This is a genomic window from Novosphingobium sp. TK46 (genome assembly GCF_055361525.1).
The window spans coordinates 1,635,193-1,658,817 of record NZ_CM143963.1; the positions used below are offsets into that span (position 1 = coordinate 1,635,193).

At 65.4% G+C, this 23,625-nt stretch carries 21 protein-coding genes; 9 read left to right on the plus strand and 12 right to left on the minus strand.

Annotated features, from left to right (window positions below; translation table 11 throughout):
* Positions 1 to 2 precede the first annotated feature (2 nt).
* Entirely contained in the window at positions 3 to 1,478 is a 1,476-nt protein-coding gene (locus ACXJ1Z_RS07870; protein WP_463780836.1) for a PQQ-dependent sugar dehydrogenase, read from the plus strand.
* Positions 1,479 to 1,494: 16 nt separating this feature from the next.
* Here ACXJ1Z_RS07870 and ACXJ1Z_RS07875 read toward each other — a convergent pair whose 3' ends face one another.
* Complete coding sequence (locus ACXJ1Z_RS07875; RefSeq protein WP_463780837.1) at positions 1,495 to 2,340, minus strand: ATP-binding protein; 846 nt, start codon at positions 2,338 to 2,340, stop codon at positions 1,495 to 1,497.
* Positions 2,341 to 2,390: 50 nt separating this feature from the next.
* Here ACXJ1Z_RS07875 and ACXJ1Z_RS07880 point away from each other — a divergent pair, with 50 nt between their 5' ends.
* A complete protein-coding gene (locus tag ACXJ1Z_RS07880) occupies positions 2,391 to 3,338 on the plus strand; it encodes an L-threonylcarbamoyladenylate synthase (protein WP_463780839.1) in 948 nt (315 codons plus the stop codon).
* Here ACXJ1Z_RS07880 and ACXJ1Z_RS07885 read toward each other — a convergent pair.
* From ACXJ1Z_RS07885 to ACXJ1Z_RS07905, 5 genes are all read right to left on the minus strand, one after another.
* Entirely contained in the window at positions 3,335 to 3,664 is a 330-nt protein-coding gene (locus ACXJ1Z_RS07885) for a hypothetical protein (RefSeq protein WP_463780840.1), read from the minus strand. The two genes, ACXJ1Z_RS07880 and ACXJ1Z_RS07885, sit on opposite strands and share 4 nt — an antisense overlap.
* Positions 3,665 to 3,782: 118 nt before the next feature.
* Entirely contained in the window at positions 3,783 to 4,325 is a 543-nt protein-coding gene (locus ACXJ1Z_RS07890) for a CarD family transcriptional regulator (RefSeq protein WP_463780841.1), read from the minus strand.
* A 272-nt stretch (positions 4,326 to 4,597) separates the two neighbouring features.
* Positions 4,598 to 4,936 (minus strand): ferredoxin FdxA, encoded by a 339-nt coding sequence (fdxA, locus tag ACXJ1Z_RS07895; protein ID WP_463780842.1) that lies wholly within the window; start codon positions 4,934 to 4,936, stop codon positions 4,598 to 4,600.
* Positions 4,933 to 5,247: an RNA-binding S4 domain-containing protein gene (locus ACXJ1Z_RS07900; protein ID WP_463780844.1), complete on the minus strand. Its 315-nt coding sequence runs from the start codon at positions 5,245 to 5,247 to the stop codon at positions 4,933 to 4,935. The genes fdxA and ACXJ1Z_RS07900 overlap by 4 nt, the downstream gene beginning before the upstream one ends.
* Positions 5,248 to 5,263: 16 nt before the next feature.
* Positions 5,264 to 7,801, minus strand: a complete 2,538-nt coding sequence (locus tag ACXJ1Z_RS07905; protein WP_463780845.1) for a helicase-related protein — start codon at positions 7,799 to 7,801, stop codon at positions 5,264 to 5,266.
* 298 nt (positions 7,802 to 8,099) lie between these two features.
* Between ACXJ1Z_RS07905 and ACXJ1Z_RS07910 the strand changes: the two genes are divergently transcribed.
* The 6 genes from ACXJ1Z_RS07910 to ACXJ1Z_RS07935 are packed head-to-tail and all read left to right on the plus strand — an operon-like array spanning position 8,100 to position 15,074.
* On the plus strand, positions 8,100 to 9,716 hold the full coding sequence (locus ACXJ1Z_RS07910) for a peptidoglycan DD-metalloendopeptidase family protein (protein ID WP_463780847.1): 1,617 nt from the start codon (positions 8,100 to 8,102) through the stop codon (positions 9,714 to 9,716).
* Between the two features lie 31 nt (positions 9,717 to 9,747).
* On the plus strand, positions 9,748 to 10,740 hold the full coding sequence (gene hemB / locus ACXJ1Z_RS07915; protein ID WP_463780849.1) for a porphobilinogen synthase: 993 nt from the start codon (positions 9,748 to 9,750) through the stop codon (positions 10,738 to 10,740).
* Positions 10,733 to 11,302: a GNAT family N-acetyltransferase gene (locus tag ACXJ1Z_RS07920; protein ID WP_463780850.1), complete on the plus strand. Its 570-nt coding sequence runs from the start codon at positions 10,733 to 10,735 to the stop codon at positions 11,300 to 11,302. The genes hemB and ACXJ1Z_RS07920 overlap by 8 nt, the downstream gene beginning before the upstream one ends.
* A complete protein-coding gene (locus tag ACXJ1Z_RS07925; RefSeq protein ID WP_463780851.1) occupies positions 11,299 to 13,509 on the plus strand; it encodes a spermidine synthase in 2,211 nt (736 codons plus the stop codon). The genes ACXJ1Z_RS07920 and ACXJ1Z_RS07925 overlap by 4 nt, the downstream gene beginning before the upstream one ends.
* Complete coding sequence (locus ACXJ1Z_RS07930; RefSeq protein ID WP_463780852.1) at positions 13,506 to 14,078, plus strand: gamma carbonic anhydrase family protein; 573 nt, start codon at positions 13,506 to 13,508, stop codon at positions 14,076 to 14,078. Before ACXJ1Z_RS07925 ends, ACXJ1Z_RS07930 begins: the two co-directional genes overlap by 4 nt.
* Positions 14,079 to 14,081: 3 nt before the next feature.
* Positions 14,082 to 15,074 (plus strand): agmatine deiminase family protein, encoded by a 993-nt coding sequence (locus tag ACXJ1Z_RS07935; protein WP_463780854.1) that lies wholly within the window; start codon positions 14,082 to 14,084, stop codon positions 15,072 to 15,074.
* A 37-nt stretch (positions 15,075 to 15,111) separates the two neighbouring features.
* Here the strand turns inward: ACXJ1Z_RS07935 and ACXJ1Z_RS07940 are convergent, their stop codons facing one another.
* From ACXJ1Z_RS07940 to ACXJ1Z_RS07955, 4 genes are all read right to left on the minus strand, one after another.
* Positions 15,112 to 16,614, minus strand: a complete 1,503-nt coding sequence (locus tag ACXJ1Z_RS07940; RefSeq protein WP_463780855.1) for a DUF389 domain-containing protein — start codon at positions 16,612 to 16,614, stop codon at positions 15,112 to 15,114.
* 71 nt (positions 16,615 to 16,685) lie between these two features.
* Entirely contained in the window at positions 16,686 to 17,486 is an 801-nt protein-coding gene (gene xth / locus ACXJ1Z_RS07945) for an exodeoxyribonuclease III (RefSeq protein ID WP_463780857.1), read from the minus strand.
* A complete protein-coding gene (locus tag ACXJ1Z_RS07950; RefSeq protein WP_463780858.1) occupies positions 17,483 to 20,008 on the minus strand; it encodes an ABC transporter permease in 2,526 nt (841 codons plus the stop codon). Before ACXJ1Z_RS07950 ends, xth begins: the two co-directional genes overlap by 4 nt.
* Positions 20,005 to 20,703, minus strand: a complete 699-nt coding sequence (locus ACXJ1Z_RS07955) for an ABC transporter ATP-binding protein (protein WP_463780860.1) — start codon at positions 20,701 to 20,703, stop codon at positions 20,005 to 20,007. The genes ACXJ1Z_RS07950 and ACXJ1Z_RS07955 overlap by 4 nt, the downstream gene beginning before the upstream one ends.
* A 16-nt stretch (positions 20,704 to 20,719) precedes the next feature.
* Between ACXJ1Z_RS07955 and ACXJ1Z_RS07960 the strand changes: the two genes are divergently transcribed.
* Positions 20,720 to 21,427, plus strand: a complete 708-nt coding sequence (locus ACXJ1Z_RS07960) for an arylesterase (RefSeq protein WP_463780861.1) — start codon at positions 20,720 to 20,722, stop codon at positions 21,425 to 21,427.
* 152 nt (positions 21,428 to 21,579) lie between these two features.
* Here the strand turns inward: ACXJ1Z_RS07960 and ACXJ1Z_RS07965 are convergent, their stop codons facing one another.
* Both ACXJ1Z_RS07965 and ACXJ1Z_RS07970 read right to left on the minus strand, forming a co-directional pair.
* Positions 21,580 to 22,287, minus strand: coding sequence for a cysteine hydrolase family protein (locus ACXJ1Z_RS07965; RefSeq protein WP_463780862.1), 708 nt, complete (start codon positions 22,285 to 22,287; stop codon positions 21,580 to 21,582).
* A gap of 671 nt (positions 22,288 to 22,958) precedes the next feature.
* Positions 22,959 to 23,261 (minus strand): hypothetical protein, encoded by a 303-nt coding sequence (locus ACXJ1Z_RS07970; RefSeq protein WP_463780863.1) that lies wholly within the window; start codon positions 23,259 to 23,261, stop codon positions 22,959 to 22,961.
* Between the last annotated feature and the right edge of the window lie 364 nt (positions 23,262 to 23,625).

Below are 23,625 nucleotides of genomic sequence, written 5' to 3' on the forward strand. Positions count from 1 at the left end.
TCATGAAAAGCTGGCAGCGCAAGGCGCTTATCGTTCTGGTCGTCATCGCGGTTATGGTGGGTGGCTTGTTCGCCTACTTCCAGCTGGCGCATCGTTCCGACAAGGCGACTCTGGCCACGACGGGCACCGATCCGCTGCTCGTCGACCCTGAACCGCAGACGATCCCCAGCGTCAGCTTGGCCAAGCCAGCGGGTTGGGGTTCGAATCTGGCCCCGCAACCCGGGCAGGGTCTTGCGGTCGCGCGTTTCGCCGATGGACTGGATCATCCGCGAACGATGCTGACATTGCCGAATGGCGATGTGCTTGTTGCGTTGACCAATGCCCCGGCTGGTGGGCGCGAAGGCGGCATCAAGGGCTTTTTCATGACCTTGTTCATGGGCCGCGTCGGGGCAGCCGATCCGTCTCCAGACACCGTCATGTTGCTGCGCGATGCCGATGGCGACGGCAAAGCGGAAGGTCGCTTCGTCTTTCGCAAGGCGGATATGCACTCCCCGTCCGGAATGGCCTATGCCAACGGCAAGCTCTATATCGCCAACCACGACGCAGTGCTGGAATTCGCGTTCACGCCGGGCGCCACGACGCTGGTGGGTAAGCCGCGACAGCTGATGGATCTGCCCGCGGGGGGTAATCACTGGATGCGCAATCTGCTGCTGACGCCGGACGCGAAGGAGCTTTACGTCGCGGTGGGATCGGCAACCAACATCGCGGACAACGGCATGGCCGCTGAAACGGGCCGCGCTGCGATCTGGGAGATCGACACCGCCACGGGTAAGCGCCGGCAATATGCCGCCGGCATGCGCAATCCCAATGGCATGGACTGGAACCCTTCTACCGGCGAGATGTGGGCGGTGGTTCAGGAACGCGATATGCTGGGCCCTGACCTGGTGCCAGACTACCTGACCAACGTACCGGTGGGTGCGCAATACGGCTGGCCGTGGGTCTATTGGAAAGACAAGTTCGACGACCGCGTGACATGGCCGATGGACACCTACATGCTGGAGTACACCCGCAAGCCCGAATACGCGATGGGCGCGCACACCGCCGTACTCGGGTTGACGTTTTCGGCAGCGGGCAATCGCATGGGCGAACGCTATGCCAACGGTGCATTCGTGGCGCGCCATGGCTCGTGGAACCGCAAGCCGCCAGCAGGCTACGATGTGGTTTTCGTCCCGTTCGATGCCAACGGGAACCCGCGCGGCAAGCCCGTCCCGGTGCTTGGCGGCTTCCTGGAGCAGGGCGGTGACAAGGCGCATGGGCGTCCGGTCTGGCTGGCTTGGGACAAGAGCGGCGGCCTGCTGGTCAGCGACGATACCGGCGGCGTCGTGTGGCGTGTCGTGGCGCCGGGGGCCAAGCCCTCCGCCGGGCCAAAAGCGGTCGTGACAGAGCACATGAAGGCGGAAAAGGAGCTGATCGATCCGACCCTGCCACTCGCACCCAAGACCGCTTCGCCAGCGGCGACGGGTGGAGCGTCGCGCTAAGACAGAGGCGACGGCATCAGAGGACCTTGCCGGTACGTCCGGCAAGTTCCGCGATGTACTGCCACGCGACCCGGCCCGATCGGCCACCGCGCCGTTGTGCCCATTCGATCGCGTCCGCAGCCTGCCATTGCAGACCGAATTCGGCGGCATATCCAGCCACGATTGCCAGGTAATCGTCCTGGCTGCAGTTGTGAAAGCCGATCGCCAGCCCAAAACGGTCGGCAAGCGCGAGCCGGTCGTCCACCACGTCGCGTGCGTTGATGGGATCATCTTGCTCCGACATCGACCGTGAAACGATCACGCGGCGGTTCGAGGTTACGGCGAGCCGGACGTTGGCGGGACGTGCCTCGACTCCACCCTCAAGCCAGGAGCGCAGCAGGCGAGGGCCCGACGCGTCGTCCTCCTCGAAACCCAGATCGTCGATGAAGATTAGGAACTGACGATCCTGCCGGGCAAGCGCGGCAAACAGCGACGCCATCGAGGACATGGCATCCTGCGCAAGCTGCACGAGCGCGACCCGCCGGGCGTCCCCGCGTTGTGCTTCCACGATGGCGGCACGAACCAGGGCGGACTTGCCCATCCCGCGCGAGCCCCACAGCAGCATGTCGTGCGCCGCAAAGCCATCCGCCAGACGCGTGACGTTGGTGACGACACGCTCTTTCTGGCTGTCGATCCCGCGCAGCAGCGACAAAGCCGGCGCTTGGAGGGTGTTGACAGCGCGCGCTCCATTTCCGGTCCACACGTATGCCGGGGCGGTCAACCACTCGACGGGATCGGGCGTTGCCGGGGCCAGCCTTTCGAGTGCTCCCGCGATACGTTCGAGAAGCGAAGCAAGATCCTGTGCAGGGGCGTCAAGCGACATCTGGGTTGCTTTTCCTTGGCAAGCGAAGCCTGCGCCTATAGCGACCAGCAATGATGCAGGCCAGTCGTCCTCAGGTTATCGCGGCGAATGCGCGCGGCATCGACGACGCGGCGGCGCGGCTCAGCGCAGGCGATCTCGTCGCGATCCCGACGGAAACCGTCTATGGTCTGGCTGCCCGTGCCGATCGTTCACAAAGCGTGGCGGCCATTTACGAGGCGAAGGGACGGCCGAGCTTCAATCCGCTGATCGTTCACGTCTCCGGCCTCGTGCAGGCAAGACAGCTGGCGGTCTTCGATGATCGTGCCGAACGGCTTGCGGCCGCGTTCTGGCCGGGTGCCTTGACCATCGTCCTGCCATTACAACCAGATGCAGACCTTGCCCCGGCAGTCACCGCCGGCTTGCCGACCGTCGCTCTACGGTGTCCCGCGCACCCGGTGGTGCAGCGGCTGCTGGAAGCGGTCGGCCTGCCTCTCGCTGCCCCGTCGGCAAACCGCAGCGGAGCGGTCAGCCCGACTTGCGCGGATCATGTCGTCCAATCGCTCGGCGCCCGGGTCGGCATGATTCTCGATGGCGGTCCCTGTGAAGATGGCGTCGAATCCACGATCGTGGCCCTGCGGGACGACGGAACCTGGCAGATCTTGCGCCCCGGTCCGATCGCTGCAGAGCAGTTGACGTCGGTTCTGGGATCGCCTCCGTCCGCAGGGCAGACCCAAACTATCGAGGCTCCCGGCCAACTGATCAGCCATTATGCACCTGGCAAACCCATGCGGCTCGAGGTGCTGATCCCCGAGGATGACGAGTTTTTCATCGGCTTCGGCGCCTTGTCCGGCCATGTGCAATTGTCCGCGATGGCGAACCTGGAAGAGGCGGCTACGCAGCTTTATGCCGCTCTTCACCAGGCCGCAGCGTCGGCGGCGGGGCGAATCGCGGTGGCACCGATCCCGAATGAGGGTGTCGGTGTCGCCATCAACGATCGCCTGAGACGCGCCGCCGCCTAGCGGCGTTCGTAAGGAACGCCGGGCGCCAGGTTCTGCATAGTCGCGTATTCGCTCCTGGCGACCTCACAGGCGTTGGGATTGCCGTTCTGACACTCGCGACGGTGCCGATCGTAGCTGCGCGATAGCTTGCCGAGCTGCTCTTCGCGGCGGCGCACTTCGCGACCGCGCTTCTCGTCCGCCTCGGACTGGCTGGTCGTCGCCCAGTCGACCGTCTTGGAGGCGACACGCACGGGCGCGGTTACGACGCTTACGGCGGTCCGCGCCAGGCAACCGGATAACGCCAGCATGGCGAGAGGGGCGAGCATCGCGGGATGGAATGGCTTCATGCGATCTGGCTGCCACGGTGGGCATGACATGGCAATGAACAACCCGTGGACCAGACGTCAAAAGGGGCCGCCTTCCTGCGAAAGCGACCCCGTTTCGATGGAAGCCAGGTGAAGCGGATCAGGCCGTCTCGGCCGTGTCCGCCGTGTCGTAGTACTTGGGCGCATGCTCGTTCAGGATCGCGAGGATCTTCTTGAGCGCGGCAGGTTCGTCGGTCTTTTCCATCGCGGCGAGCTCACGCGCGAGGCGTGATGAGGCCGCTTCGAAGATCTGCCGTTCCGAATAGCTCTGCTCCGGCTGATCGTCGGCGCGAAACAAGTCGCGAGTCACTTCCGCGATCGAAACCAGATCGCCAGAGTTGATCTTCGCCTCGTACTCCTGGGCGCGGCGCGACCACATGGTGCGCTTGACCTTGGGCTTGCCCGTCAGCGTTTCGAGAGCCTCGCGCAGGGTCTTGTCCGAAGACAGCTTGCGCATGCCGATGGACTCGATCTTGTTCACCGGAACGCGAAGCGTCATCCGCTCCTTTTCGAAACGCAGGACATAAAGCTCAAGCTGCATGCCGGCGATTTCTTGGCTTTGAAGCTCGATCACACGGCCGACACCATGCTTGGGATAAACGACATAATCTCCAACATCGAATGGATTGGCGTTGGTTGCCATGTATCGTCCTTTCACCGGCAGGTTTGCAGCGAGCGGCGGGAATAAGCGACCCAGCCGAGACAATGCCCCAGCCGCCGGTCAGATCGCGATTCCAACCGTGTGCTTTCGAACCGTGCCTCATCAGAAAACGACCGCCGAAGGGCAGGACGCCCCGGCAGTTGCTGCCTATATAGCACCGATGTCATAAAATCGCCAGCGCCCAGAGCATTTACATGCTGCGGGCGCCGGGTTTTAGATCGGGGAACGGCGGCGCGCCATCGGCGCGCGCCGGTTCAGTCGCCTTCGCCAGGCTCGGCCGAGAAGTATTTGTCGAACTTGCCGTCGATCGATTTGAACTCGTCCGCATCCTCGGGCGAATCCTTCTTCGAGGTGAGATTCGGCCACTCGGCGGAATACTTCGCGTTCAGCTCCATCCATTGCTCGAGACCGCTCTCGGTATCGGGCAGGATCGCTTCGGCAGGGCACTCGGGCTCGCAAACGCCACAATCGATGCACTCGCTTGGATTGATGACGAGCATGTTCTCACCCTCATAGAAGCAATCTACGGGGCATACCTCCACGCAATCCATGTACTTGCAGCGGATGCAGGCGTCGGTGACGACATAAGTCATGGCTGCGAAAACCCTTCCTGGAACATATCTATTGCGCCGGCTGCTATGGGATCAGCGGCGGTTCCGTCAAGCACTCTGTACTGTGCCCGCGCCTCGGGAGCGGGGCCGCGCCGCAGCGGCAATGCGAGCACTTCGATCACCTGGACACTTTGCCCCACGGGAACCGTGAGCACGTCTCCCACCCCGACCTTGCAATGCGCGCGTTCGACCCGGCGGCCGTTTATGCGGATGTGGCCTTCCTCGGCCATGGCGTGCGCGACGCTGCGACTGCGCGCCAGCCTCATGTACCAAAGCAGCTTGTCGATCCGCATCGGCTGCCGCGACCTCCTATCGTACGAGGTCTGACAACGCGGCAAAGGCGCTGTGCGACGGGGGCGGGGCGGGGGCGACCGATGGCGGTAGCTGACGCGACGGCCGCCACCGCCAATGGGTCGGCTGCGAGGGGCCGAACGCGCCGGCTGGCAGCGGGCGCGCAAAGACGGGCTGAAATCCAGCGAGCCGAAGCAGGCGGTCGTAGCTGGCGTGGGTCAGGCCCATGGAGACGGCCTTGGCCGGATCCAGCCAGAACGAGCGCCGTGCGGCTGGCAAGCGCACACCATGCGCTTCGCGCAGCAGTTTTTCCGCCATGTCGAGCCGGATCGCCTGCTTGCCGAGGCTACGATAGCCAGGTGGCCGGCGGCGATTGGTGGCATCGATCGCCGGCGGCATCACCTCTCCGATCGCCGTGTCGGTGGCGTCCAGATTGTGCAGGTTTTGCCACAGGCGGATGGTGTCGGGCCGCAACATCGCCGGCACGAAGATGTCGAGCGTACCGACTTTCACGCCCATACGCGCGAGCCGGACGCGTTGGTCCTTGTCGAGCCGATCGAGGCCCGAACCGACCCGCTCCAGCATTCCGCCATGTTCGACCAGCGCGATCAGCAGCGCCCGCAGTTCCGGACCCGCTTCGGTGCTGCGGCTGGCCTCGTCGATGCGGCGCAAGGGCGAAAGCGGCAGTAGCAGGCGTTCCAGCCACTGTTCCATCGCCGCGACGAGTTCTTTCCGCGCCTCGGTCGGGATCGCATCCAGGACGCGCTCGGCCTGCAGTTGCGGAGACAGCGGCGGCCGGTTGCCCGCGAGCCTGGCGATCGGCGCGCCATCGAGCATCACGCAACCATTGGTAAGTTCGAGATTGGCGGTACCCTCGCGCATTTCACCGATCAGTTCGGCCGCGCGCCGATCCAGCAAGGCCGGAAGGTGGCGTTCGGCGGCGGCAAGCAGCAGTTTGCGATCCGAAAGCCTGGCGCCGGGATCGACCTGAAAGGCAAAGCCTCGCAAGGATCCGATATGTTCACCCTCGACGAGAACCTCCTGATCTTCCAACCGCACCGACAGCAGTCCCGCGTCGGCGCCCACCTTGCGCATCAGGATCGCCGTGCGGCGATTGATGAAGCGTTCGGTCAATTTTCCATGCAAGGCATCGGATAGCCGCGCCTCCACCGCGCGGGCGCGTGCCGCCATTTCATCGCGTGCGAGCACCCAATCGGGTCGTTGCGCGATGTAGGCCCAGGAACGGATAGCGGCGATGCGGCCCTGCAGTGTGTCGATGTCGCCCGATGTCACGTCCAGCTGCGCGATCGCCTGGGCCATGTAGTCGGCGCCAAGCTCTCCGTGGCGCAGATCCTGCCAGAGCCGCGCGACGAAGCGTGAGTGGGTTTCCGGACCCTGGCTGCGGAAATCGGGCAAGCGGCAGACATCCCAGAAGCGCCGTACCATGCCCGGCGTGCGGACGCTGTCCGCCACCTGTGGATCGTCGGCCAGCAGCTTCAACACGGCCAGATCGATCGCCTCGGGCGCCGGGGCCAGTTCGGGTCGCTGCGGACCGGCTTCGAGGTCCGCGATCAACGTGTTGAGGCTGTCGAAGCGCGGCTCGGGTTCACGCCAGAACAGGCGGGTCAGTGGCGGGAAGCGATGCTCTTCGATGGCATAGACTTCTTCGTCGGTGAACTCGGCGGCATGATGACCGCCGGCGAGGGTGCCGAACGTCCCATCTTTCTGATGCCTTCCGGCGCGGCCGGCGATCTGCGCCATCTCGGCGGTGGTAAGCCTCCGCTGGCGCACGCCGTCGAACTTGGACAACCCGGCAAACGCGACATGTTCGATATCCAGGTTGAGTCCCATGCCGATCGCATCGGTGGCGACCAGATAATCGACTTCGCCCGACTGATAGAGCTCCACTTGGGCATTGCGGGTTTGCGGGCTGAGTGCGCCCATCACGACCGCCGCACCGCCCCTGAAGCGGCGCAGCATCTCGGCGGTGGCATAAACCTGCTCTGCGGAGAAGGCGACGATCGCGCTGCGCGGCGGGATCCGGCTCAGCTTTCTGGCGCCGGCATGGCGCAGCGTCGAGAAACGTGGACGGGTGACGATCTCGGCCCCCGGGATCAGCGCCTTAATCATCGGCTCCAGTGTGGAGGAGCCCAGGATCATCGTCTCCTCGCGACCGCGCGCATGCAGCAGGCGGTCGGTGAACACATGCCCACGCTCTCGGTCGGCAGAAAGCTGCGCCTCGTCGATGCCGATGAACGCGAGGTTGTTCTGCACGACCGGCATCGCCTCGGCCGTACAAAGCAGCCACCGGGCATCCTTGGGTTCGATGCGTTCCTCGCCGGTGATCAGCGCGACGCGGTTGGCGCCCTTGATCGCGCAGACCCGATCATAGACCTCCCGCGCGAGCAATCGCAGCGGAAACCCGATCGCGCCGCTGGAGTGCGCGCATAAGCGCTCGATCGCGAGATGGGTCTTGCCCGTGTTCGTAGGTCCGAGAACGGCGCGGACACAACTCGTATCGCGATAACGAGCGTCGGCGGTTCGTGGGTCAACCATCGTGTTAAGGATGTGGCACTGCCCGACCGCCCCCGCAAGGCGTACGGGAATCCGCTCATCGTGGAACTGGGGAAATTAAGCACGTGCGCCGATGCCGGCGCTTCCCGACGAAAGCAGCTGTCGCGGCGGCGCTATCCTCGATCCCGAAATCCCTGCGTTTGAGAGGATGTTAACCTTGCTGCGGCAACAGGAGGAACTGTGAACGTCCGCGGGGGCGTGCGATCGGGACGAGTGGTTGTTCAAGGGACCTGGCCAGTTTCAGCACGGCGCGATCGACGCTCGACGACCGGCGATACTCGTGCGAGCACAAATCGTTGGCGAGCCCGAGGAAGGGTCTGGTGCGCCGGATCGGCCATCGCCCGCATGGCGTGCCTACGCCAGGAACCTGTGGACGCGGATCGACCTCGCCCTGGATCTCAGACAGGATGCCGGAGGCCGGCGCTGGTGGCGCGGGCTGGGGACGATGCTCGGCCTGGGCATCTTCGCTCTGTCGCTATGGCCTGATTTCTCGCAGGTCGAGGCGGCGCTGGCCTTGCCGGCGGACGGCGCGGTTCGCGACGAATTTCGCAGCCAGATGATCATGCCGCTCGCCTTCGCTGGCGACAGTGGTCGGCATATGGGGCCAACGGCAGGCGTTCGCCGGGTCACAGGAGTACCCGAGCGGCCGTCGCAGCAGCTCGTTGCCACGTTGGGGCAGGGCGATACGCTGGCCGGAATGCTCGGCCGGGCCGGTGTGGGTCCGGCGGATATCACCCGCGCCGCCAGCCTGATCAGCACGGCAGTGCCGCAAGGCCAGATCGTGCCGGGTACGCGCTTTGCCATCACCCTGGGCCGGCGTCCGGCGCCTGCGGCGCCGCGAGCGCTGCAGGCGATCGATTTTCGCGCGCGCTTCGATCTTGGCCTGGCGATCACCCGTGCGGGTGGTGAACTGGTGCTGGTGCGACACCCCATCGCCGTCGATACGACACCCTTGCGCATTCGCGGTCCGATCGGAAGCAGCCTCTATCGATCGGCGCGCAACGCCGGCGCTCCTATCGCGGCGATCCAGGATTTCCTTCGCGCCATCGATCGCCATGTCAGCCTCGACAGCGATCTCTATCAAAACGACGCGTTCGACATCATCGTCGATTACAAGCGATCGGCGACAGGCGAGCGCATGATCGGCGATCTGCTCTATGCCGGGCTGGAACGGGGCGGGAAGCCTCGTCTCCAGTTGCTGCGCTGGGGCAGAAACGGCGACATGGTCAGCGCCGGCGATCCTGCCGCCGACATGCTCGCAAGTGCGCAGCCAAGAGCGATCGGCGCGCCGGTGGCCGGGCATATTACCTCCGTTTACGGCATGCGGCGCCATCCCATCCTGGGTTTCGTGCGAATGCATTCCGGGATCGATTTCGGGGCCGCTTTCGGAGCCCCGATCTTCGCGGTCGCCGACGGGATCGTCTCGTTCGCGGGACGGCACGGCGGCCACGGCAACTATGTCCGGCTGGAACATGGTGGCGGCAACGGCACCGGTTATGGTCACATGAGCCGCATCGCGGTCGGCCCCGGCGCTCATGTCAGCGCGGGGCAGGTGATCGGCTATGTCGGTTCCAGCGGACTTTCGACCGGTCCTCATCTTCACTTCGAAGCTTATCAGGGCGGGCACACCATCAATCCGTTGGGGCTGCGTTTCGCCGCAGGTCCGCAAGTCGATCAGCGTGAGATTGGCGCCATCAAGCAGCGCCTGGCCTCGCTGCTGGCAATCAGGCCGGGCGTGACTTCAGGCAGCATCACTTCGTCGGCAGCGATGGCCCCGCAGCGGTCGGGCCATGAGATCGACCGGCTGAGCGATCGCGGCGATGCAGTGCCACTTGCGTCCGGGCGTTCCAGCCATCCCCGGTTCGCGTCCGGCAGGGACATGCGCAACCGCAATTGATGCGCGGATCGATTTGCGGCAAGCGATCGGCATGACCGCTGCTTATCCCCACGCTCGCCCGCGTCGTTCGCGCGCAACCGCCTGGAGCCGCGCGCTCCATCGTGAAACCGTGCTTACGCCGGCCGACCTGATCTGGCCGCTGTTCGTGACCGAGGGCGACGGCGAGCATCCGATCGCGTCGCTGCCGGGCGTGTCCCGGTGGTCGCTGCCTGGCATCGCCGATCGGGCGCGCGAAGCGGTGGAGTTGGGCATTCCGTGCCTGGCGCTGTTTCCCAATACCCAGGCCGAGCGTCGTAGCGAGGATGGCGCCGAAGCGCTCAATCCCGACAATCTGATGTGCCAGGCGATCCGCACCATCCGCGATGCGGTGGGCGATGCGGTCGGCATTCTCACCGATGTAGCGCTCGATCCGTACACCAGCCATGGGCAGGATGGCCTGATCGACGAGGCCGGCTATGTCCTGAACGACAGCACGGTCGAGATGCTGGTCGGCCAGTCGCTGAACCAGGCGGCCGCCGGGGCGGATATCATCGCTCCGTCCGACATGATGGATGGCCGCATCGGTGCCATCCGGGCCGCGTTGGAAAGCGCGGGTCATGCCAACATCCAGATCATGGCCTATGCGGCCAAGTACGCCTCGGCGTTCTACGGTCCGTTCCGCGATGCGGTCGGATCGCGCGGGCTGCTGAAGGGCGACAAGAAGACCTACCAGATGGATCCCGGCAACAGCGAGGAAGCCTTGCGCGAAGTCGCGCTCGATCTGGCGGAGGGTGCGGACAGCGTTATGGTCAAGCCGGGCCTACCCTATCTGGACATCGTGCGACGGGTGAAGGAGCGGTTCGAGGTGCCGGTGTTCGCGTATCAGGTCTCCGGCGAATACGCGATGATCGAGGCGGCCGTGGCGGCAGGCGCCGCGGACCGGGACGCGATGGTGCTGGAAACCCTGCTGGCGTTCAAGCGCGCGGGCTGCTCGGGCGTGCTTACCTACCATGCGGCGCATGCCGCACGTCTGCTTAATGGCTGACTTTCGGATCGAGACCGAACGGCTGGTCCTGCGCAACTGGGTTCCCGGCGACATGGACCGGGTCGCCGCGGTGACGAACACGCCGCAGGTGATGCGCTGGCTCGGTGCACCCCAGGATGCGGCCGCGCTGGCCGCCGCCGAGGCGCGCGTGATCGCAAGCCACGAGCGGTTCGGGTATTGTTTCTGGCTGGTCGAACGCTACGATGATGGCGGTCATCTGGCCGGCGAGGTGCTCGGCTTCTGCGGTCTCAAGCGTGATGACGCACCCGGCAGTCCCTATCTTGGCGGCTTCGAGATCGGCTGGCGCCTGCGCGAGGATGCGTGGGGCAGGGGCTATGCGCGCGAAGCCGCGACCGCCTCGCTGGATGCGGCATTCGATCGTTTCGGGGCGCAAGAGGTGGCGGCCTTCACCGTCGTCGAGAACACCGGCAGTTGGGGGTTGATGCTGGGGCTGGGTATGACCCGGCGCGAGGATCTGGATTACGAAGACGCACGCTTCGAACCGCCCAACCAACGTGTCTGGTCGATCACCGTCGACCGCTGGCGCGACCGCAAGCGATGATTGGTTCGGCAGGACGCGGGTTGTTCGTCGCCACCATCGTCGTCGGCAGCTTCCTGCTATTCATGGTGCAGCCGATGGTTGCGCGCATGGCCTTACCCACTCTCGGCGGCGCGCCGAACGTCTGGAACAGCGCCATGGTCGTGTACCAGGTGCTGCTGCTGGCGGGTTACGGCTACGCTCACGCACTGTCCCGTTTTCCGCTGCGCCGGCAGGCGATCGTGCACCTTGCACTGCTCGCCGCCGGCGCGCTTATGCTTCCGATCGCGCTTGCCGATCTGGCTGATCCGATTCCAGGGTGGGAAGTGCTGTGGGTGCCGCTGCTGCTGATCGCGAGCGTGGGCCCGGTGTTCTTCGTGATGGCGGCGCAGGCACCGTTGATGCAGCGCTGGTTCGCGGCAGATCCGCGGGCCGGCGCACCCTGGGCGCTCTATGCCGCATCGAACTTGGGAAGCTTCGCCGGCCTGATCGCCTACCCGTTGCTGGCCGAGCCGTTCCTGTCGCTTCACGCGCAGAGCCTCGCCTGGAGCATCGGTTACGGCGTGCTGTTCGTGTTCGTCGCACTGGCGGCCCGATCGCGCTGGCAAGTGACCACTGGCGCGCCGGTCGTGATGCAGGATGACGCGGATGAGAAGGTCGGCGTCCGGCGCATCATGACATGGCTGGCGCTATCGGCCGTCCCGTCGGGCCTGCTGCTATCGACCACGACGCACCTGACGACCGACGTATTCGCGATGCCGCTGCTGTGGGTGATCCCGCTCGGACTCTATCTGCTAAGCTTCGTCGTGGCCTTTGCCGAATGGCGCAGCCCCGCGCGGGCCATCACCTTTGCCACGCCGGCATTGCTGCTGTTCGCCGGCAGTTTCGCCATGATCTCGGCCACGGCCGGAACCATGGCCGTCGCGGTGCTGACGCTGTTGCTGCTGTTCGCGGTCGCGGTGGCGCTGCATGCCCGGATGTACGATCTGCGCCCCGGTGCCTCGCGCCTGACGCTGTTCTATCTCGTGATGTCGGCGGGTGGCGCGCTGGGTGGCATATTCACGGCGCTGATAGCACCCGAGGTGTTCGACTGGGTGTGGGAGCATCCGATCCTCATTCTTGCCGCGGCGCTGCTTCTGCCGCTGCCGCCACGGCTGGATTGGACGAGGCTGGCGGGGCTCGACAAGGGCATGTCCCGCCTCGCGCTCGCGGTGCTGGTCGTGATCGCAATCTTCTTGAACACGCAACTGATGGCGATCAGCACGGACAAGGGCACCGAGTTCACGCAGTTGTTCCTGCGCCTGATGCTGACCTGCATCGGCTTGCTGTTGCTGCCATGGCGTTGGGCTTTCGTTGCGCTTTTGCTGGCGATGATGGTGGCGCAAGGCGGGTATTCGACGATCCGCGAGACTTTCGACCATCACCGCACCCGCAGCTACTTCGGCATCTATTCGGTGTACGACAATCAGCAGGAGCGCACCCGCCTGCTGGTTCACGGGACGACGCTGCATGGCAAGCAGTCGCTGGAACCGGGCCGCCTTCGCGAGCCGACGACGTACTATGGCGATACCTCCGGCGTCGGCCTGGCCCTCGATAACGCGCCGGCCATGTTCGGCCCGCATGCGCGCATCGGAGTGGTTGGCCTCGGTTCGGGAACGCTGGCGTGTCGCCACAGGCCCGGTCAGGCCTGGACCTTCTTCGAGATCGATCCCGCGATCGTGCGCTATTCGCGTCGGGGCACGTTCTCGTTCCTCAACGCTTGCGCGCCGGACGCACGCATCGTCGTTGGCGATGCCAGGCTCAAGCTGGAGGCGACCCCGCCGTACAGCTTCGACATGCTGGTGATCGATGCCTTTTCGTCCGACGCGATCCCCCTCCATCTGCTGACCGATGAAGCGTTCAGCGTGTATGAACGGGCGCTGCGCCCCGGTGGGCTGCTGCTCGTCCACATTTCGAACAACTACATCGAGCTGGAACCGGTCCTGGCCGCCATCGCCGCCAAGCGCGGACTTGCCGCCAGTGTCCGTCTCGACGCTCCCTCCGGCGGATTGACCGTGGCGTCGAGCTGGGTGGCGCTGTCGCGTGATCGGCAGAAGCTGGCGTTCCTCCAGGCGCGCAGCCGCAAGCTGGAATGGAGGGCGCCAAAGCCGTCGCAGGGCGCCGCATGGACGGATGACCATGCCTCGGTCCTGCCCTATATCCGCTGGCGCAATATCGTGGGGAAACGATGACCGATATCTCTCAACGCCGCGACGTCACGATCGCGGCGATCCATGGCAAGGCGCCGCGCATCCATCCCAGCGCGTTCATCGCCCCGGGATGCCGCATCATCGGCGATGTCGAGATCGGAGCCGAAGCGAGCATCTGGTATAACTGTGTGATCCGCGCGGACGTCAACCGGATCGTCATCGGCGCGCGCAGCAACATCCAGGATGGCAGCGTGATCCATTGCGACAGTCCCAAGCCGGCGAGCCCGGATGGCTTTCCGACGATCATCGGCGATGACGTGCTGATCGGGCACATGGCGATGGTCCACGGCTGCATCCTGCAGGACCGTGCGTTCGTCGGCCTGGGGGCGATCGTGATGGACGGATGCGTGATCGAAAGCGACGGCATGATCGCGGCGGGCGCGATGCTGACGCAAGGCAAGGTCATCGGCGCAGGGCAGCTGTGGATGGGCCGTCCCGCCAAGTTCGTGCGCGATCTCGACGAGGCGACGCTGGCCGCGCATCGCGCGGGCGTGGCGGGCTATGTCGTGAACGGGCGCATGCATGCTGCCGCTCTTGAAAGCGGGAGCTGAGCGATGACCGCCGTCACCATGCCCCCCGAATGGCATCCGCAAGACTGGTTGTGGATCGGCTTTCCGCACGATCCAGTCGAGTGGCCGGGCTTCCTTGGCCGCGCGCAGGAACAGATCGCGCTGTTTGCCAACGCGGTCGCCGACAGCGGACAGCCGGTGCGCCTGATCGTGCGTGACGAGGCGAACCGGGCGAGGGCGGCGGCCTTGTGCTCGGCGGCCGTGACGCTCGAACAGCGGCGTTACGGTGACGTCTGGCTGCGCGACACCGGACCGCTGGTGGTGGCCGATGATCAAGGCCGGTTGAGTGCCAGGCGGTTCGGCTTCAACGGCTGGGGCGGCAAATACCTGATGGACGGCGATCAGGAGATCGGCGCCGACCTTGCCGCAAGCGCCGACCTGAAGGTCACCACCGGCGACTGGATCCTCGAGGGCGGGGCGATCGATGCGGATGGCACCGGCCTCGTCGTCACCACCGAGCAGTGCCTGCTCAATCCCAATCGCAACCCCCACCTCAAGCGCGTCGATCTGGAGCACCGGCTCCATCGCGATCTTGGTTTCGAGCGCGTGCTGTGGCTGGGGGACGGCTTGATCAACGATCATACCGACGGCCATGTCGACAATCTGGCTCGCTTTGTCGGGCCGAACACGCTGGCATTGCCGCGCGCCACCGGTGCCGACGATCCGAATGCCCGGATCTACGCCGATGCCAAGGCGCGTGCCGAAGCATCGGGAGTGCACGTCCGTGAGGTGCCGTCACCCGGCCGCTTGGAAACGGAGGGTCGGATCGAACCGGCCAGCTACATGAACTTCGCCGTCACCTCGAAGCTGGTGGTGGTACCCACCTATGGCACGGTGCACGATGCCGAAGGGGTAGCCGCGATCGCCGAGCTGTTCCCCGATCGCGCCACCGTGGGCATCCTGGCGGACGCGGTGCTGGCAGGCGGCGGCTCGTTCCATTGCTCCAGCCAACAGATGCCGTCCGGCGTGAATCGCTAAGGCTGCTGCTGCTGACTTGGCTTCATCTACGGACGTTCTATGGCTGTTCGGAAGCGGCGTCCGCACCGGCAGGCGATGCCCATTGCGCGCGAAGGGTGCCTCGGGCGGCCCCTGCGGCAGCCTGTCCGCCTCGATCGACGATGCCGTTGGCAATCGCCTGGCGTTGGGCGGACGTTCCGCCGACGATGCTCACCGTGTCTTGCGATCTCGCCGATGCCCAGGCGATCGCGTCGAGCGCTTGTCCGTCGATCACGCCCTCGACAAGCTTCAGTTCCGGAAGCGCGACGCCGGTGGGGGGCGCAAGGCGAACCGTCCATCGCGGCAATGCCCGGGTGGCTCGCAATTCCAGTTCACGGTAGCCCACCATGCCAAGGCCCGGCAGACTGCCCGCTGTCGCGCGCAAAGTGTGCTGCGGCATGTCGACACGGATCGTGGCCGGGTCGACTCCGGCGATAAGCGCAAGGTCGGCCACCGCCTGCTCCCGGTTGTCCGCGTCGCTGCTCGCGCCAGTGCTGTTCGCCCGTGCGATTTGCGCCGCTTCTACGCCGCCGCCGTCCGGCTCCACCCGAAGCTGATCGACATGCAGATCGATCGCGCGGCCGAGGCGTCGCCCAAGGTCCGCTGCAAGATCCCTGTCCGCTCTGGCATCGAGTTGCGGGGTCAGTACGACAGCGCGTATCCGGATCGGCTCCGCGGCATAATCGATGTCCAGTTGGCCAAGACGCGACGCTTTGGCGAACCGCGCGCTTATGGTTTCGCGCACCTGGCGCTGTGCGACCGCTTCGAAGGCGATCTGGCGCAGCGCGGCGCCCAGTGGAACCGACAGGATGCCCAGCCCGACTATGAACAGGATCAGCTGCCAGCCCGTATGCTGCGGGGACAGATGGCTGCCAAAGCCATACACGCGCGCAACCAGGGCGGCGGTCAGCGCGATCGTCACCGCGTTGGTAAGGAACAGCAGCAGCGAGCCGGCGAACACCGTCCAGTTCAGCGTGGCGATGCCAAAGCCCACCACCACCAGAGGCGGCATCAGCGCGATCGCGATTGCGACTCCCACGACCGCGCCGCCCCGGCCGCGGATCAGCGCATAAGCACCCGCCACCGCTGAAAGCAGAGCGACCAGCAGATCGAACAGGGTCGGTCGTGTGCGACCGGCGATCTCGCTCGTGATCGTTTGAATGGGCGACAGCGTAACGAACACCACCGACAGCGCGATAGCGATCGCAGAACCCAGCAGCAGCGCCGTCGCCGCGCGGCGAATCTCGTGCGTGTCGACCGTGGCGATGCCAAAGCCCAAGCCGATGATCGGCATCATCAGCGGGGACAGCAGCATCGCGCCGATCAGCACGGCGACCGAAGGCATCAGCAGCCCCAGGAGCGATATCGCCGCCGAGATGACGATCAGAAATGCATAGCGCCCCGACCAGCCGGAATCTTCGGCGATCTGCTGGAGAACCGCGTCGTGATCGACGCCACCGACGACCCAGATCGCCCACCATCGGCTGAGCCTGCTGCGATCGCCAACCTTGCTTTCTACCATCTACCTGCTGTTCCTACGGCCAATGGTCCTTTTAAGGGCATCGTTTCGCGATGGCGACCCCGGGCCTCTGGCTATCTTGCGGGGTCGCGCACCGCGGGGTCAGGTCCCAGCTCAACCCAGACGGGAGCGTGATCGCTGGTCTTCTCCCACCCGCGAACGTCGCGATCGACGCCTGCCCCGACCAGCCGCGCGGCAACAGGCGCGCTCAGGAGGAGATGGTCGATCCGCAATCCGGCATCGCGGCCATAGGCGTTTCGAAAATAATCCCAGAAGGTGTAGATCGTCTCGTCGGGATGAAGCGTGCGCAAGGCATCGGTCCAGCCTTGCGCCACCAGCCGGGCAAAGGCGTCGCGCACTTCGGGGGCGAACAGCGCGTCATCGGTCCAGCGCTCGGGCTTGTAGACGTCGCGTGTCGTGGGCATCACGTTGAAGTCGCCCGCGAGCATCACCGGCAGGCCCGAGGCGAGCAGGTCCTTCGCATGGGCGACCAGCGCCTCGAACCATCTGAGCTTGTAGTCGAACTTGGGACCGGGGCGGGGATTGCCGTTGGGCAGGTAGAGCGCGCCGATCAGCACGCCGTTGACCGCCGCTTCCAGATAGCGGCTTTGCGACGGGTCGGGATCGCCGGGCAGGCCGCGCCGGGTTTCGTGGATCTCGCCCACGCGGCTGAGGATGGCGACGCCGTTCCAGCTCTTTTGCCCGTGGCATATGGCGTCGTAGCCGGCGGCGCGGATGGCTTCGGCGGGGAACTTATCGTCCGGGCTTTTGAGTTCCTGCAGGCAGACGACGTCGGGCGCGCTCTCTTCCAGCCAGCGCAGCAGCACCGGCAGACGGCCGTTGACGCCGTTGACGTTGTAGGTCGCGATTTTCACAAGCGTCGCAGCGCGCTGGCCGGCCGCACCGCCAGCAGCGGCAGGGAGCCGAGCAGGCCGATGCCCAGCGTCACCACCGCGCCCGCGCCGAGCGTCGCCAGCACCACGCCCCAGTCAGGCGCCCACTTGAAGGCGAAGACCTCGACGATCACGTACCAGGCCGCCGCGCTGCCCAGCCCCAGTGCCAGCAGGCACAGCATCGCGGCGAGCAGCGCGTACTCCAGCCCTTGCGCGGCCAGGATCTGCCAGCGCGTCGCACCCAGCGTCTTGAGGATCACGCTGTCGTAGCTGCGTGCCACGCGCGAGGCGGCGATGGCGCCAACCAGCACCGCGATGCCAGCGAGGATCGCCACCGAGGCGGAGAGCAGGATCGCGGTGGCCATCTGGTCCAGGATCGTGCGCACCTGGCCCAGCACTTCGCTCACCGCGATGATCGAGGCGGAGGGGAAGGCGGCGAGCAGCGCGCGGCTGACCGCGCCCTCGTGGCGGTCGTCCATCTCGATCGTCGACGTCAGGCTGTGCGGCGCCGCGACCAGCGTGTTGGGTGAGAACACCAGCACGTAGTTGAAGCCCATCGTGTCCCAGTTGATCTGCCGTAGCGAGGCGATGCGCGCCTCGATCTCGCGGCCGAGGATGCTGACGGTGAGGGTGTCGCCGACGCCGATGTTCAGCACCTTGGCCGCCGCCTGGTCGAGCGAGACAAGGGGCGGGCCGCTGTAATCCTTGGGCCACCATTGCCCGGCGGTGAGTTCGCTGCCCTGCGGTAGGGTCGCGGCATAGGTCACGCCGCGCTCGCCGCGCAGGAACCAGGCGCCTTCGGGCAAGCGCTCCATGTCGGCCACGCGCTTGCCGTCGTAGGCGACGATGGTGCCGCGCAGCGACGGCACAATGTTGAGCTTGGCCTCGGGGGCATCGCGCTTCACCACGCCGACGAAGCGGGCGCGCTGGTCGGAGGGGATGTCGAGCACGAACTGGTTGGGCGCACGCTCGGGCACGGCGCGGGCGATCTCGGTGTTGAGGCTGGTCTGGATCGCGGCCAGCGTGACGAACAGCGTCAGCGCCAAACCCAGCGCGATCACCAGCGCCACCGTCTGCGCGCCGGGGCGATGCAGGTTTGCCAGCGCCAGCCGCAGCAACGGACGGCGCGGACGGGGAAGCCGCGCGGCGAAGCGGCGGATCAGCGCGCCGATGCCGAGCAGGATCAGCAGCACGGCGGCGACCGCGCCCAGCACCGCCGCGGCAAACAGCGGCTCGCGCGCGGTGCCGAGCGCCAGCGCGACGACGAGTGCTCCGGCGGCGACAACGCTCAGCACCGTGCGGCGATCGATGCGTCCGCTCGCCTCGACACCGCCGCGCATCTGCGCCGCCGCCGGCTGCGACCGCGCACGGGCGAGCGGCGGAAGTGCAAAGGCCAGCGCGATCAGCAGGCCATAGACCGCGCTGGTCAGCAGCGGCAGCGGATGGAGGCCAAAGCCGGGGGCGACCGGCAGCACGTCCCGCGCTAGCCGAACCAAGGCGAGCGGCAGCAGCGCACCCGTCACCAGCCCAGCGCCTACGCCAACCAGCGCCACCACGCCGATCTCCAGCAGGTAGATGCGCGCGATGTCGGACGAGGTCGCACCCAGCACCTTGAGCGTGGCGATGCTGCCGCGCTTGGAGCCCAGGTACGAGGCGACGCCATTGCTGACACCAATCCCCGCGATCACCAGCGCGGCGAGGCCGATCAGTGCCAGGAACTGCCCCATGCGTTCGAAGAAGCGCACCGCGCCGGGAGCCGCGCGGCTGCGGTCCTTGTACTCCCAGCTTTGGGCGCCGTAGCGGGCCTCGAGCCGGTCGATCACGGCCTTGGGCTCGGCCTGAGGCGCCAAACGGATACGGTACTTGGTCTCGTACAACGCACCGGGTTGCAGCAGCCCGGTGCGTTGCAGCCCTTGCATCGAGACGATCGCGACAGGGCCAAGCGTGAAGCCCTCGCCGACACGGTCGGGCTCCGCGGCGATGATGCCGGCGACGCGGAACGACGCCTCGCCATAGCGCAAGGTGTCGCCGGGGCGCAGCAGCAGGCGTTCGGACAGCGAACGGTCGATCACCACCGTGTCGGGTGAGAGGGGGCGGTACGTGCCTTGTGCCAAGCGCAACGTGCCATAGAGCGGATAGCGCGCATCGACGCCCTTGAGCTCCGTCAGCACCGCATCGGGAGCGCCTGCTGTCGGCGTTGCGCGCCGGGCCATGGCGCGAGTGCGGATAGTGTCGCTAACCCGTCCTTGCGAGGCGAGCGCGGCATGCTCGCCCGCCGAGGCCTGACGCTGGGTCATCGCCACTTCGACATCGCCGCCCAGCAGCACCCGCCCGCGCGCCGCCAGCTCATTGGTGATCGCGGCGGTCAGGCTGCCGATCGTCGCCAGCGTCGCCACGCCCAGGAACAGGCAGACCAGCAGCAGACGCAAGCCCCGGAAGCCAGCGGTGAGATCGCGCCGGGCGATGCGCCAGCTTTCGCTCCAAGCCAGGGTCGGCGTGTTCAAGTGGTCGTATCCGAGACGATGCGGCCATCCGCCATCGTCAGCACCCGGTCGCAGCGGTGTGCCAGCGAGGGGTCGTGGGTGATGATCAGCAGCGTTGCGCCGGCCTCCCGCTGCCGGTCGAACAGGAGGTCGACGATGCCGCCGCTGGTGGCGCCGTCGAGGTTGCCGGTCGGCTCGTCGGCGAACAGAATGGTCGGGCGCGGCGCGACAGCGCGGGCGATCGCCACGCGTTGCTGCTCGCCGCCCGAAAGCTGCACCGGGTAGTGGCCGGTGCGATGGCCCAGGCCGACCGCATGCAGCTCCGCCTCGGCGCGGGCGAATGCGTCTGTCACGCCAGCCAGTTCCAGCGGCACAGCGACGTTCTCCAGCGCGGTCATCGTCGGCAGCAGGTGGAACGATTGCAGCACGATGCCGACGCGTCCGCGCCGCGCCCGCGCCAGCCCATCTTCGTCCAGCGAGCCATAGGACACGCCCGCCACGGTCACCTCGCCGCCGCTCGCCTGCTCCAGCCCGGAGAGGATCGCCATCAGCGACGACTTGCCCGAACCCGACGGGCCCAGGATCGCGACGCTGGCCCCGCGCGCGATTTCCAGGTCGATGCCATGAAGAATCTGTGTCGGCGCCTCGCGCGTGCCCAGCGTCAGGGTGACATTGGTCGCACGGATGGCCACATCCGCTGTTGCATCATCTGGCATCGGTGGAGAGAGTTCCTTGATCAACAGGCTGGTCCCATATGCGGGCGCACTGCTTCTCCTCCAAGGGCTGGGGGGGTGTTCGAACGAGAATAATCCCACGGTCGAAGCCACGTCGACGATGCCGACCAGCGCCGCCGCGTCGTGGCAACAGGCCAGCGACGCGCCACTGGTGGTTGCATTCGGAGACAGCCTCTATGCCGGCTATGGGCTTGGCCCCAAGCAAAGCTTTCCCGCAAAGCTGGAGCAGGCGCTGAAAGCCAAGGGCGTCGCGGTGACCATCAGCAACGCCGGCGTCTCGGGCGATACCACGGCGGCGGCGCAGCGGCGGCTGGCGTTCACGCTCGACGGCTTTTCGCGCAAACCCGACCTCGTCATGGTGAACCTTGGCGGCAACGACATGCTGCGCGGCATCGATCCCAGCCAGACCCGCGCCAACCTCGCCGCGATCTGCGAGGAGCTGAAGCGCCGTGGCATCCCGATCCTGCTGACCGGCATGATCGCGGCACCCAACATGGGGGCGGACTATGCCGATCGCTTCAATGCGATCTATCCGGACCTGGCCAAGAAGTACGACGCCGCGCTCTATCCGTTCTTCCTGGATGGCGTGGTGACAAACCCCCGCCTGATGCAGGCCGACCACGTCCACCCCACCGCGCAAGGCATCGACGTGATCGTCGGCAAGGTAGAGCCTTTGGTGGAGAAGAAACTCGCGGCCGAAAGTTGAAGGGCACTCAGCCCGGAAACGTCGATGTGCGCGAACGAAGCATCGCGATGACTACGGTGCTCGTGACAGCGTATCAGGAGTCGCCTTCGATCAGCCGGGATTGACCGTGATCGAGGGGTGACCTGCCTGTCCGGACCGATCATCCGTGTGGGCTAGCTCGCATCACCAATCCAGTCGGCCACGCGCAGGTCACTCGTCGGCGCGACCTGCGCTCCCATGCTGTTGGCCATGATGTCGAGGGCCCAGCGCCCTCGGTCATCCGCATCCGCCGCCACCGTGTCGGCCGGTATCCAAAGATCGTAGTCGCGCATGTGCGCATCGGCGGCGGTGAACAGTATGCAGATATCGGTCGAGATGCCCGAAAGGATGAGGCGGCTTACACCAAGCTTGGGAAGCAAAACCGGCAGGTTGGTCGCGTAAAAACCGGAGAACTGCGGCTTTATGATGAAGTAATCCGCATCGGTTGGCCTGAGCCGCGTCGAGACCGGGTTCTCACCACACAGCGCATGCTCGATCAGACGTGATCTTTCGGAGTGCCACTCTCCAAAGTTGTCATTCACGTAGATCACGGGGCAGCCGCGGGCCTCGGCATCCGCCCTCAGGCGCAGGATGGGATCGACGATCGTGGCCGCCTTGTCGCGCAGATCCGTCCCGCCCTCGAAATCGAACGCGCTGATCATATCGATGATCAGCAGCGCCACGTTGCCTTTGGGGCTGTCTCTAAAGGGCGCTGTCGCTTTGCTTTCCATAGCCAAACCAACTTCCGAAGAAACCAGCGGTTCCAACCGCTTACATCGTCGAACCCGCGCGGGAGCCAGCGCTGTGATCGGCCTGCCCGCCTCCTTGGTATTGGCGTCCATGCCACAGAGGGAGGGCCTCTAAGCCTGAAACCGCGAGGCTTCGTGCTTCCTGCCGCTTTGCTTTGGCGAAGGTCACAGCAGTTCGGTTCAGAAAGCGATGACGGTCTGCTTCACGCATTTTGCCGTGCATGACGTTGCTGCGCTGCTCAACGCGACGCCTATGGGCCTGCCGCGCGCCGGCGAAACACGCCTGAGCAGAGCCGCTCTAGCACTGATGGATGCTTCAAGGCCCAACCGCCGGTCCGTGCCGGGTTGCCTTGTGGAAGTGCCTTTAAGAAGGTGGTGCCGCTTACAGGACTCGAACCTGTGACCCCCGCATTACGAAGGCTAGTCACGGATCTTCTCACCCCCTTGATAACCTTACGTTATTGTACGGCGGGTGCTGCTCTTTTGTCGACGACCCAACCTTATCCCAGTCTGACCTGAGGTCGCAATTGGGTCGTTTCCTAGTGGAGGCGCTTTCACGTGGGAAAGTCAGAAATTCCGACCTGCGCTATACCTGCGAGGGTCGATCGAGCCGGGCAGCCAGCCGAGATCCGAGATTTCCGCTATCAGGCTCTGCAGCCCGTCTTTGTTGCAGTCGGGTGGTACGAGGCAGAGGCAGCCGAGCGGGGGTGCCGTCACTGCCAGCAGGTGGCACATAAGAGGTAAGTAAGGGCACTTGGCGGTGCTCACAGATAGGCGTCGGTCGTTTTGAAGCTGACATAGTTCAGCGTGGTGGCGGGCTTGTCGACTCGATCGGTTACAGAGGTCACCAGCCAAGCGCCGAGGATATCGTCGCTCTTGCGCATTTGAAACGCCATGAACAGACTTTCCTCTCTGAATAGGTCTCGACATGCCTTGATGATCGAATCGACGCCATGATCGCCATAGACACCGCCGATCCAGCTCTTGAGCTCACTGGCATCAGAGAGTTTGACCATTGGGGCCCCTGGGTCAGCCAACCATTGTGCGAACGTTGGAAGGGTCATCATTTGTTCCTAAGATAATCCGAACGGCGGATGGCTCGCTATGGTCTTTATGCGATGGGCTCTGGTCGGCGGTTCGGCCTCGTGTGTTTAAACGGGTGCGCGTTGAGGAAGGCAACCGTAAAATCTCTCCATCCAGGTTACTTCGTCATCCCACAGGTACTTGCCGATATCGTAGACGCCGACTCAATGCATTGCGAAGAGCGATGCCTCCACAAAGCCTGCTTTCATCATCGGGGTAATGGAGCTTAGAGTTCCGCCGTGGGACCGCTGAGGCCGCGGTCCATTGCTCCACATCGTTGAGCAGCAAAGAGACGCCACGATCATTGCCTTAGGCGTTCAGTAACAGCTTAGAGCAGGTCGTCAGGTA